Annotated in this window: 11 protein-coding genes; 9 read left to right on the forward strand and 2 right to left on the reverse strand. The window is 44.5% G+C overall.

Translation table 11 applies throughout. From position 1 onward, the window contains the following. Nucleotides 1-2 precede the first annotated feature (2 nt). Genes EC604_RS24305 through EC604_RS24320 form a run of 4 tightly spaced genes read left to right on the forward strand, consistent with a single transcriptional unit; the run spans nucleotide 3 to nucleotide 3,929 of the window. Nucleotides 3-827, forward strand: a complete 825-nt coding sequence (locus EC604_RS24305) for an ABC transporter permease (protein WP_123066608.1) — start codon at nucleotides 3-5, stop codon at nucleotides 825-827. 47 nt (nucleotides 828-874) lie between these two features. Beyond that, nucleotides 875-1,915, forward strand: a complete 1,041-nt coding sequence (locus EC604_RS24310; protein ID WP_123066609.1) for an ABC transporter ATP-binding protein — start codon at nucleotides 875-877, stop codon at nucleotides 1,913-1,915. Nucleotides 1,916-1,929: 14 nt separating this feature from the next. Further along, nucleotides 1,930-3,093, forward strand: a complete 1,164-nt coding sequence (locus tag EC604_RS24315; protein WP_123066610.1) for an extracellular solute-binding protein — start codon at nucleotides 1,930-1,932, stop codon at nucleotides 3,091-3,093. Further along, on the forward strand, nucleotides 3,090-3,929 hold the full coding sequence (locus tag EC604_RS24320) for an ABC transporter permease (protein ID WP_123066611.1): 840 nt from the start codon (nucleotides 3,090-3,092) through the stop codon (nucleotides 3,927-3,929). The genes EC604_RS24315 and EC604_RS24320 overlap by 4 nt, the downstream gene beginning before the upstream one ends. Before the next feature lie 189 nt (nucleotides 3,930-4,118). On the opposite strand, the gene EC604_RS24325 is transcribed toward EC604_RS24320, so the two are convergent. Further along, a complete protein-coding gene (locus EC604_RS24325) occupies nucleotides 4,119-4,541 on the reverse strand; it encodes a VOC family protein (protein WP_123066612.1) in 423 nt (140 codons plus the stop codon). A 193-nt stretch (nucleotides 4,542-4,734) separates the two neighbouring features. On the opposite strand from EC604_RS24325, the gene EC604_RS24330 reads away from it, so the two are divergent. The 3 genes from EC604_RS24330 to EC604_RS24340 all read left to right on the forward strand — a co-directional run bounded on the left by EC604_RS24330 (nucleotide 4,735) and on the right by EC604_RS24340 (nucleotide 9,503). Next, a complete protein-coding gene (locus EC604_RS24330; protein WP_123066659.1) occupies nucleotides 4,735-6,546 on the forward strand; it encodes a family 43 glycosylhydrolase in 1,812 nt (603 codons plus the stop codon). 361 nt (nucleotides 6,547-6,907) lie between these two features. Beyond that, a complete protein-coding gene (locus tag EC604_RS24335; RefSeq protein ID WP_123066613.1) occupies nucleotides 6,908-8,260 on the forward strand; it encodes a glucoamylase family protein in 1,353 nt (450 codons plus the stop codon). Between the two features lie 223 nt (nucleotides 8,261-8,483). After that, nucleotides 8,484-9,503, forward strand: coding sequence for a phosphotransferase enzyme family protein (locus tag EC604_RS24340; RefSeq protein WP_123066614.1), 1,020 nt, complete (start codon nucleotides 8,484-8,486; stop codon nucleotides 9,501-9,503). 28 nt (nucleotides 9,504-9,531) lie between these two features. On the opposite strand, the gene EC604_RS30865 is transcribed toward EC604_RS24340, so the two are convergent. Further along, the gene (locus EC604_RS30865) at nucleotides 9,532-9,657 is read right to left on the reverse strand and encodes a hypothetical protein (RefSeq protein WP_275670053.1); all 126 of its coding nucleotides are present in this window, start codon (nucleotides 9,655-9,657) and stop codon (nucleotides 9,532-9,534) included. A 608-nt stretch (nucleotides 9,658-10,265) separates the two neighbouring features. Between EC604_RS30865 and EC604_RS24345 the strand changes: the two genes are divergently transcribed. Both EC604_RS24345 and EC604_RS24350 read left to right on the forward strand, forming a co-directional pair. Then, nucleotides 10,266-11,234 (forward strand): ABC transporter permease, encoded by a 969-nt coding sequence (locus tag EC604_RS24345; RefSeq protein WP_123066660.1) that lies wholly within the window; start codon nucleotides 10,266-10,268, stop codon nucleotides 11,232-11,234. Nucleotides 11,235-11,250: 16 nt separating this feature from the next. Next, a complete protein-coding gene (locus EC604_RS24350; protein ID WP_123066615.1) occupies nucleotides 11,251-12,132 on the forward strand; it encodes a carbohydrate ABC transporter permease in 882 nt (293 codons plus the stop codon). Nucleotides 12,133-12,161 lie beyond the last annotated feature (29 nt).

Raw genomic sequence — 12,161 nt, forward strand, 5'->3', positions numbered from 1 at the left:
CGATGTTGTGGTATTGGAAACATGTTGGACCAAGGAGAATCATTGAATTCGTGTTACTAACTCTATTCGCCATTTTCTTTGCAGGGCCTCTGGTTAATCTGCTGCTACTTGCATTTACTGAAAAATGGAATTACCCGGACGTTCTACCTCAGATCTGGGGGTTCAAATGGTGGAAATTTGTACTGGCTAAGGATGACATTGTCTCGTCGATCTCCTTATCCTTCCTGATTGCGACGCTCGTAACGTTGCTGTCCATCGTGATCTGTATTCCGGCTGCGTATGCTTTTGCCAGACTGCAGTTTCCGCTTAAGCGTATGTTTCTGTTTTCGTTCCTTCTGACACATGCATTTCCCAAAATGGGGTTGTACGTATCCATCGCTGTGCTTTTCTATCAGCTTGGTCTGATGAATACCCTGCTTGGTGTTGTGCTGATCCATATGATCAACGTACTGATGTTTATGACCTGGATTCCGACCTCGGCCTTCCGTAATGTACATCGGGCACAGGAAGAGTCCGCTCGAGATGTTGGAGCGAGCCCCTTCAAAGTGTTCCGCAGCATCACACTGCCTATGGCGATGCCTGGCATCATGGTTGCATCTATCTTCACCTTTCTCAATTCACTTGATGAAGCGCAGGGAACGTTTCTGGTTGGAATCCCCGATTATAAAACGATGCCTGTTGTGATGTATTCAATCATTTCCGATTTCCCAAGCAGCGCTGGAGCCGTATTCTCGATTATTTTGACGCTACCAACCATCATTCTGCTCGTGGCAGCCCAGCGACTCGTGAGTGCCGATGTGTTAGCAAGTGGTTTTCAGATGAAATAATAACGTTTCGGTCACGATACCGGGGCAAAAGGGAGGCAGTTAGTAAGATGCAGTTGTCTGTACGCGCGTTATCCAAACGTTACAAAACCGGTGATGGGGTCAGTGGGATCAACATCGATATTCAAAAAGGAGAACTGGTTACGCTGCTGGGTCCTTCAGGCTGTGGTAAAACAACCGTGCTGCGAAGCATAGGTGGATTTCTCGAACCGGACTCTGGCGACATTCTGATCGAAGGCCAAAGCGTAATACAACTCCCGCCTGAGAAAAGGCCAACTTCCATGGTGTTCCAAAGCTATAATCTATGGTCCCATATGTCTGTATACGACAATCTGGCGTTTGGTCTGAAGATTCGTAAAAAATCCAAGGCCGAGATTCAATCCGCTGTAGAGGATGCGCTCAAACTGGTTCGGTTATCAGGCTTTGGCAAAAAATATCCGGCCGAGCTGTCCGGTGGACAACAGCAACGGGTTGCTCTTGCACGATCCTTGCTGCTTAATCCGGCGGTGCTCTTACTGGACGAGCCATTCTCAGCATTGGATGCCAAACTGAGACATGAGATGCGTGAGGAATTGCGTGAGATTCAGATGAAAACCGGACTCACGATGGTATTTGTCACACATGATCAGGAGGAAGCCTTGTCCTTATCCGACCGCATCATCGTTATGAATCATGGGCGTATCGAACAAATCGCAGAGCCTCAACGAATCTATGATGAGCCTGCTTCATTATATGTTGCCAGTTTTATCGGCAAAATGAATTTCCTGAGAGGGGTGGCAGCACAGGAGAGCATCCAAATTGGAGATATCCATCTCCCGAATGAAAAAAATCTGGATGGACAGGTGATCGTAGCCGTTCGTCCGGAAGATGTACAGTTGCAATTCATCGCAGGGGATCATCCGTCCTTGGCAGGTAAGATCAAACAAGTCATGATCTTGGGGCATTATGCAGAAGTTACCGTTGATCTGGGCCAGTTAGGCGTTATCCGTGCTTTTCTGAACAAAGATCGAGTAGAACAGCTTCACACAGGCAAGGACATTTACGTTTCGATCAGCAAAATGATTGCATATCCACATGAGGAATCATACTGAGGAGGATGAAAAATATGCCAAAGAAAAAGCCCTTTTTATCATTGTTGACGGTAGTTGGATTGTCGATGTCCCTATTAGCTGGTTGTGGCAGTGCAAGTGATGCGAAGACAGCTTCAAGTGAAAGCAGTGCAGCGGCATCAAGTAAACCCGTTTCCTTTAACTTCTACTTTACAGGCTCACAAAATGTTAAGGATCTGTGGGATTCCCTCGAACCTATGTTTGAAAAAGAACACCCGGATATCGACGTAAAAATGGTCTACATTCCATCAGGAACTGGAGCAGAGCCGACATATGACCGCATCGTTGCTGCCAAGAAGGCAGGCAAAGGATCAGGAGATATCGATCTGTATGAGGATGGCATCGTCACTGTTTCTCAAGGGATAAAAGATGGCGTATGGGCACAATTGGATGCAAAGGACATTCCTAATCTGAGCAAAGTTAATGCAAACACGATGAAGGATGTTAACAATTATGCGATTCCCTATCGTTCATCCGCAGTGGTGCTAGCGTATGACAGCAGTAAAGTTAGCAATCCTCCCAAAACACTGGATGAACTCCTGACATGGATCAAAGCAAACCCTGAGAAATTTGCCTATAATGACCCTTCAACTGGCGGTTCGGGAAGCTCTTTTGTGCAAACGATCGTGTATAAAGACCTGCCGGAAGAAGACATTCACAACCCCGATCCAGCGGTTATGGAGAAGTGGAGTGCCGGTTTTAATACCCTTAAAGAAATTGGACCATTTGTATACGGCAAGGGGATCTATCCGAAGAAAAATCAGGGTACCCTGGACTTGCTCATGAATGGAGAAGTATCCATGATCCCAGCTTGGTCTGATATGGTACTGCAACAATTAAACGAAGGATTGCTGCCGGACACCATCAAAATGCAACAGATTACGCCAGGATTTAACGGTGGACCAACATACCTGATGGTGAATGAAGCGTCGGACAAAAAAGAAGCGATCAACACTTTCCTGGATTTTGTTCTTTCCCCAGAAGCACAAGAAGTGATTGTAAACAAAATGAATGGATTCCCAGGGATCGAGCTCTCCAACATGTCTAGTGAAGTACAAAGCAAATTTGATGGAGTAGCTGAGGGCTTCCGCACATTCAACATCGGGGATCTGGGCACAGAGATTAACAAACGCTGGCAGAGTGACGTTGCGGCCCAATGAGTAAGGAAATCAGGCAGTCAATTACAGGCATAGCGATGGTGCTCCCCTCCTTCGCCATCCTGCTGATTGTGGTCATCATTCCAATTATTCAATCGTTTATAATGAGTCTGAGCAATGATGCAGGCGGTTATGATCTGAGCAGGTACACGTTTTTGTTTACCGATAAAGGCATGCGTGACAATATCGTTTTTACGCTGCGAATCACAGTAATAACCTGCATCGTCGTCATGCTAATCAGTTACAGTCTGGCGATCTACATGCGTTTCAATCAAGGTCCGATTGTGAATCTGATTCGTAAAACGTACATGATTCCGCTTTTTATCCCGGGGGTCATCGCAACCTATGGTCTGATTAATCTGCTTGGAAACCATGGCTGGCTGGCACGTATGCTGGAAGTGGTGGGGGTAACGTTACCACGTATCATTTTTGATGAAAAAGGAATTATTATTGCGAACCTCTGGTTCAACATACCGTTTACCACGATGCTGCTCAGTTCAGCACTGTCGGGAATCCCGTCATCAGTGATCGAAAGTGCAAAGGACATAGGTGTAGGCAGGTTGACGCTGTTTACCCGGTTTATTTTCCCACTGTCCTACAAAACGTTCCTTGTTGCAATCACCTTTGTCTTTATGGGAGTGATCGGTTCGTTCACCGCGCCGTTTCTGATCGGAGCCAACTCTCCCCAAATGCTCGGCGTATCTATGCAACAGGTGTTCAGTGTATTTCAGGAGCGCGAACAGGCCGCAGCGATTGCATTTTTCTCTTTCTTGCTCTGTTCCGTACTTGGGGCGTTCTACATTCGTTCCATGGCGCAGGAGGAGAAGGGAAGAATCTAAAGAAGCAGCAAGCGAAATAAAAGGTAAGTTGAACCAAAGTTGTACAAGCAGACACTCCACAGCAATGTTGAAATGATCTAAACTAATGGTTTGAAAATGAATGTAGCCCCTCCGAAGAGAGGGGCTACATTCATTTTTTTGCTTAAGATAAACATTCTAGCTAAAGTTATCTCTACTTGCAGTTGAACACTACTTCATACGTCTGGAGATGGGATGGTCCTCATTCATTTGCAGCAAATCCCACAGGTTCCCATAAAGGTCTTTAAATACAGCAACGATGCCATAGTCTTCTTCCTTTGGCTCTCGTACAAATTCAATGCCTTTAGCAACCATGTCGTTATAATCTCTCCAGAAGTCATCGGTATTCAGGAACAGGAAAACACGCCCACCCGCCTGGTTGCCGATAAATGGCTCTTGTTCCGGTTTGGAAGCTCTTGCGAGTAAAATGGTTGTGCCTATAGATCCCGGAGGGGAGACCACCACCCATCTTTTGTCCTGCTCAGGTTGATACGTATCTTCAAGCAATGTGAAGTTTAATTTCTGAGTGTAAAATTCGATTGCTTCATCATAATCGTTAACGACCAAGGCAATATGTATAATCGATTGAATCATTAAAAGGGTCTCCATTTCATCTTCAGATTATGATAGAACTCTACCATTGTAATCGTATACACCACAACGGTAAATGAGGAAGAGCAGGAAGTTTCCCTATTCCTAAGCCCTGAATTGAAGTATGATAACACTAGGTTAAGCGCTTTCTTTTAAATCGAATTGAGTATACATACTTAGGAGGCTACCAAACTTGTTGAATACAAACACAAATTACGCAGGATATCTTTTTGTGCATTTTATCGGTGAACAGCCCGATGGAGAGCAGGTTTATTTTTCATATAGCGAGGATGGCCTTCATTGGAAGGATTTAAACGGAGGTAAACCCGTATTACGCTCCAATCTGGGGGAACAGGGCGTACGCGACCCGTTTCTCATTCGCTCCGCTAAGGAAGACAAGTTTTATCTGATTGCTACCGATCTGCGAATCGCAAACGGCAAAGGCTGGGGTGTTGCTGTAAACGAAGGAAGTCGTGATATTGTCGTATGGGAGTCCAGTAATCTCATGGATTGGTCTTCTCCTTGGACAGTTACACTTGGCACCCCTGGTGCAGGTTGTGTGTGGGCACCTGAAGCCGTCTATGATGAGGCGGCTGATGAGTTTCTTGTATTCTGGGCCTCGGCCACACAAGATGCAGATGAATCTGAACGTAAACAAAAGATTTATAGCGCACGTACCAAAGACTTCCGTACATTCACTCCATCCGAAAAATATATTGAGCGTGAGAATCACATCATTGATACCACCGTTCTTGCTTCATCTGGTTCCTACTACCGTTACTCCAAGGATGAAACAACCAAAAACATTCGTGTTGAAAAGGGGGGCTCTCTGGATAAGGATGCATTCACTCCGCTCTATGCGCCTGTGCTCGAAGCGTTGATGGGAGTAGAAGGGCCGCAAATCTTCAAATTCAATGACCGGGAAGAGTGGTGCCTAATAGTGGATCGGTTTGCCGAGGGGAAGGGGTATCTTCCACTTCTGACCACTGACTTGGCAAGTGGAGACTTCCGCATTGCAGCGGAGAATGAATTTGATATGGGGACGACAAAGAAACGGCACGGCGGCATTCTGCCCATCACCGCGGAAGAAGGTAATCGTCTGCTGGCCGCTTATGGAGACGGTCACCAGGTACTGGCTGGTCAATATGCTGACCCTGATGTGGCGAAGTTTGGCGACCGCTACTATATGTATCCAACTACCGATGGTTTTGATGGATGGTCAGGTACACAGTTCAAGGTGTTTTCCTCCAGAGATCTGCAGTATTGGCAGGATGAAGGGATCATTCTTGATCTGGCAACGGATGATGTGCCTTGGGCCATCGGAAATGCTTGGGCACCAGCGATTGCCAGCAGCAACGACAAATATTACTATTACTTCTGCGGCAAAATGCCTAATCAGGAAAGTGCTATTGGTGTGGCTATTGCGGATTCCCCAACGGGTCCTTTCCGAGCGGAGCCTGAGCCTTTAATTACAATGGATCAATTGAGACGTCTTGATATCAAAATGGGGCAAGCCATTGATCCTTCAATCTATGCTGAGCAGGATGGGAAGATGTATCTGTTATTCGGCAACGGGGATGCTGCCATTGTGGAGCTTAGTGACGATATGATTACTGTTCGTGAAGAAACGATGCGTAACCTTGCAGGATTGCATGATTTCAGGGAGGCCGTAACCGTATTAAAGAGGGCGGGCCTGTACCACTTCACATGGTCTTGTGATGATACGGGAAGTGAGGATTATCATGTCAATTACGGTACGTCGGAAAGCCTCTATGGCCCGGTCACCTATCACTACCCTGTCTTAAGCAAAAATGTAGAAAAAGACATGCTTGGAACAGGACATCACTGTATCTTCCATGATGCTGGAACAGATCAGTACCACATGGCTTACCATCGTTTTGTCACTCCGTTATCGCGGTTTTCCGAGGGAAAAGGGTACCACCGGGAAGTGTGTATTGATCCGATTCAGTTTGGAGCGGATGGGCAAATGAAGCCCGTTGTTCTGTAAAATGATGGGATGGTTTGAGCATCGAAGCATACAATCACGATACAAACAATGACTTTGAATAGATTATCGTGCTTGGACTTTATCATTTGTATGTCTCATGGAAGCCGCTAACCATAGCGGCTTTTTTTTAGATTTTGCTTACATACGTACCTGGGTCGAAGCATTGTTATTACGGAAGAAGGAGTTTCTGTATGTCAAGAATTCATGTTTTATATGAAACGTTTCGAACTGAAAAATAAAAAGAAAAGCTAAATTCAACTTTAAAAAGTAAGGGTTTTCATTTTGTTATTTACCAAATATGGACACTCATGATATCATAAATGCGAAACGTTTCGAATTCATTTTTGAAGGGAGAAAAGAGATGAACATTGTAAAAAGGTTAGGATTCATTTTAACTTTTTGTCTGTTTGCCAGCACAGCTTTCACTCCTGTCATATCCGCACATGATTCAGGCAAGCCGCCAGGCTTCAAACCGGAATTGAAAGCGGTTGCCAAAAAAACGTACAAGTACTTCAAAGATTTTACCGATCCCAAAACCGGGTTAACGTATGATGAAGTCCGAATGAAGGAAAAGGGAACGGAAGAAGCCAAGCGTACCTCGCCAACAAACATTGCGATGTACATGATGAGTACCGTTTCTGCCGAACAAATGGGCCTGCTTTCAAAGAAAGAAGCCGTATCCCGCTTGAAAACAACGTTAAACACGCTGGAGAAGATGGATAAGTGGAACGGGCTCTTTTATAACTGGTACAATACGGACGATGGTTCCGTCAAAAAAGATTGGGGGCAATTTATATCACAAGTAGATAACGGTTGGTTATCCGCAGGATTAATCGTCGTTGGACAAGCGTATAAAGAGTTAAATGCACAAACCAGCACTCTCGTTAAACAGATGAACTATACAACGTTATACGATCCGGAAGTAGGCCAATTCCGTGGTGGCTATGATGTCGCCAAAGGCGCACTGACAGAGCATCATTATGGGTCCTTTTATACGGAACCTCGTGTAGCGAGTTATATTGCCATTGGTAAAGGAGATGTACCAAAAGAGCATTGGTGGAAGATGTATCGAACTATGCCTCTTGAATGGGATTGGCAGTCTCAGATTCCGCAGGGTCAAACGGTGAATTATGATGGCGTAGATGTCTTCGAAGGAAGTTATGAGTATCAAGGTAAAAAATTTGTCCCAAGTTGGGGCGGTAGCATGTTTGAAGGACTTATGCCGGGTCTGGTAATCAAGGAAAAAGACTTGGGTATAGAAGCGTTAGGTCTAAACAATAAACGTCATGTCGAGCTGCAAATCGAATATGCCAAAGAAAAAGGGTATGCAGCATGGGGATTCTCGCCATCAGCAACAGCTACCGGATATAGTGAGTTTGCAGCGACACCGCTTGGCATCTCAGGTTACAAAGACGGAGCAACGGTAACTGCGCATGCAACATTCCTTGCCCTGGACTATGCGCCTGAAGAGGCACGCAAAAACATCAAAACATTGAAAAAGTTAAACATGATGGGCAAATATGGCTTATACGACTCCATCAATCTGGAGACCAAAGAAATCGCCAAAGCTTATCTGGCGTTGGATCAAGGCATGATTATGGTATCTATTGCGAACTATCTGGAGGATGGGGTTATCCGTGATTATTTCCACAGCGATCCCATCGGTCAAAAACCTGAAGAGCTGTTGAAAAAAGAAGTGTTCTCCATTCAGTAGACCCGATTCAAATGGAACGAGACATCGCTTAATGATGCTTCGTTCCGTTTTTTCAGCAAATGCTAGCTAATAACATATTCCTATTGTTGATTAGGCATATGACTTTTTTGTGTATAGCATAGTTTAAATTGTTTATTACATATTATTAATCTTTTACGATCGTTACAATAACTTATAAGAGAAGTGGTTGATTTACTTCATAAAAACTGCAGGAGGATAACCAATGAATGATTTTTTTAGATTTGATACGCATGAAGAACGGCGAGCGTTATTGATCAGAGCAAGAAAAGTAGCTTTATCAGCAATTCAACAGTATGACATAGAGTGGGATAACATCCAGTTTATTCAACTATCTGATACGATCACGTATAAAATTGAAACCAGTACAGATAACCATTATCTGCTTCGCATTCATTCGGACCTATTAAGCAGAGAAGAAATTCGTTCGGAACTCCTACTGTTACAAGCACTGAACAAATCGAAAGATCTTAAGGTACCCGAAGGGATACCAAGTTGTGATGGTATTTATGTATTGGACATCGAAACAGAGATAGGATATAGACGCCCTTATATAACGATGATGCGGTGGATCGAGGGTGAAAAAGCAACAGGTGAATTTAAGGATAGTCATGCATATAATATGGGTGTATTGATGAGCAGGCTCCATGAAGCAACAAAGGATTTCAATCCACCTTCTGATTTTGTAAGACCTACTTGGGGAGTAGAAACTTTTAAACGTGATATGGCTAAGTTGGAACGTTGCCATGAACATTTTTTATCCGAAGAGGCATGGAAGCTGTATCAAGATGCAGCTGAGAAGGTTGTATCCCAACTTACCACTATGCGTCCAAGTGAACATAACTATGGGCTCATTCATGCTGATTTACATACCGGTAATATGGTTTTTAACGATAATCAACCTTATCCGATTGATTTTGGAAGATGTGGGTACGGATATTATCTCTACGACATGGCAGGCACCATGTTGGAGCTTTGGCCAAAGCATCGATGGATGCTTATCCAAGGTTATGAGAGTATTAGGAAGCTCGAAATGGACTATACTCGGGATCTGGAATGTTTTTTCGTTATGATCATAATCGAGAATTACTGTCATCACGCATCTGATCCAAGAGAAACAGCCAGTTTAATCAATGAACAAAAATATGCCCAAGCATACATAAGAGAATATTTAAACGGTAATCCATTTTTATTCGAAGTGATCGAGGCTGTAAATGTGGATTAATATGGACTTATGTCAAGAAAGTAGACACTTACGCGACGGATTTGACCGTAAATTTCAGTGCAAAACGAGCAGGTGAAAGATAACCTAGCGCCATCCGAGCCACGATCCGAGTGACGGAGCAATCCTGGAGCGGGGCGTTTGGCCTGGTAAGCATCTTTCAATGCATCTAGCACCAGGCTCGTTTCCTTCCGTACGTTAACGGGTGTCCACATTTTATTTTAGCAACACTGGGATCGTTAGAGAAACAAGCCTCCGTAGGACAATGATACGACCTCCTCTTCAAGTGATAACTCCCTCAAATTGGACATGAGCTAGCTTGAGTTTCGACTCTAGAACCGAATGATTAGCTCTGCAAGATACATATCGCACGTCCTTGCCACGACCTCTGCTAATGGGAGGTCTATTTTTACTCCAACCTGCCTATTTCACCTATGTCAACTTATATCCATCTATGCCTGTCTAGCCCTACGTAAGCGCTGCGCAAGTCTGCCTAAGATATTCCTTTTTTTGCATCACCAGAGTATATTCCTCTTCTTTTCGTGGAGATTATCTCATTTCATGTATCTAAAGTGCCTTTAAGCAACCGTTGGAATATCGACTTTCAAGCAAATAGTCATCAAATTCACCTATAAGGTCATGAGATTGGTCTTAAAACAGCTGGTGTTCAGAAGTTACAATGAGAGTGTTCAACAAAGAGTTCAACGAGAACAGGTATACGAAGAACACGCATTCGAAGAAAATGCAGAACGAAGAAAAGGAGGTATGCACGTGGCTTCAAATATGGCGGCGCTGGAACAACCCGAAACTCCCGTACCCCGCAAGATCAAACCTGAGCGATTCAGGTCTTTCAAAAAATATTGGGACTTATATTTGATCATGCTGCCAGGGCTCGCGTATTTTATCGTCTTTAAATACTTGCCGATGGGCGGCATCGTCATTGCATTTCAGGATTTCAGCGCCTTTGCCGGCATTCGCGGCAGTGAGTGGGTAGGACTCACCCATTTTAGAAACATGTTCATGGATAGCGAATTCTATTCCGTTTTCAAAAACACCCTGTTAATCAGTCTCTACAAACTGGTCTGGGGGTTTCCTGGACCGATTATTCTGGCTTTAATGCTCAATGAAATTCGTAACATGATGTATAAACGATCCATTCAGACCCTGGTTTATTTACCACACTTTCTATCTTGGGTCATTATCGGAGGCATTTTGATCAATGTTTTGTCTCCATCAACAGGCATCATCAACCAGCTTCTGGGCATGATCGGGCTGGAGCCCATCTTTTTCCTTGGAAGCAAGGAATGGTTTAGAACCATACTTGTAGCCAGCGATATCTGGAAGGAAGTCGGCTGGGGAGCGATAATCTACCTGGCGGCACTGTCCTCGATTGATCCTCAAATATACGAAGCCGCAGTTGTCGACGGTGCAAACAAATGGAAGCAGTTGATTCATATTACGTTGCCATCCCTAATGGGAACGATTGTTATTTTATTCGTTCTTCGTTTGGGGAGTGTGCTGGATGTCGGGTTCGAGCAAATTTTCGTACTTTATAATCCGCTCGTCTACGACGTCGCTGATGTCATTGAAACCTACGTGTACCGAACGGGGATCACACAAGCGCAGTACAGCTTTACAACAGCCGTAGGTTTGTTCAAATCGGTTATCAGCCTCATTCTAGTCGTATTTGCAAACCAGGCAGCCAGAAAACTCGGGCAGAACAGCTTATGGTAGAGAAGGGAGAGATCACGTGAGACTTACAAGGGGAGAACGAATGATATCCCGTCTGAATGTTGTGCTCCTTGGCCTTTTCGCCGTGCTGGCCTTGCTGCCCTTCCTGCATGTCGTTGCCCAGTCCTTTAGCAGTCACCAAGCAATTACGTCAGGGCGAGTACATCTGTGGCCCGTCGATTTCAGTTTTGAAGCCTATCAGAAAGTGCTGGCAGAGCAGGCATTCTTGAATGCTTTTCAAGTCAGCTTGCTTCGTACGGTAATCGGCACTGCGGTAAATGTAGTCATCACATGTATGCTCGCTTACCCGTTATCCAAGTCCTATATCCAGGGTCGTTCAGCCATTATGTTTCTGATTGTATTTACGATGCTGTTTAGCGGTGGCATGATTCCGACGTTTCTGGTTGTCAAAGCAACGGGACTGCTGAACTCCTTCTGGGTGTATATCATACCTGGAGCTGTCAGCGCGTTTAATGTGATTATTATGAAAAACTTTTTTCAGAGTGTGCCTCTGGAACTTGAGGAATCTGCCAAAATCGATGGTTCGTCCAATGTCGGGACGTTAATCCGAATCGTCGTTCCACTATCCATGCCCGTGATCGCAACAATTACATTATTCCATGCTGTGGGGCATTGGAATGCCTTTTTTGACACCGTATTGTATGTGACCGATCGCAAGCTTTTCCCACTTCAAGTCTATTTGCGAGAATTAGTGATGTTCAATCAATCCAACATCAGCAATAATAATGGATATTCCGCCAACATCGACAGCACCTTGCTCGCTTTGGAGTCATTGAAGGCAGCAGCACTGATCGCAAGTACACTTCCAATATTGCTGGTCTATCCTTTCTTGCAAAAACACTTTGTCAAAGGCATTATGCTTGGTTCTGTAAAAGGATAATATACAGCTGACCACACGGAGGGGATTGT

Origin of the sequence: Paenibacillus amylolyticus (assembly GCF_003719335.1) — a bacterium.
In the GTDB taxonomy this organism is placed as follows: domain Bacteria; phylum Bacillota; class Bacilli; order Paenibacillales; family Paenibacillaceae; genus Paenibacillus; species Paenibacillus amylolyticus_D.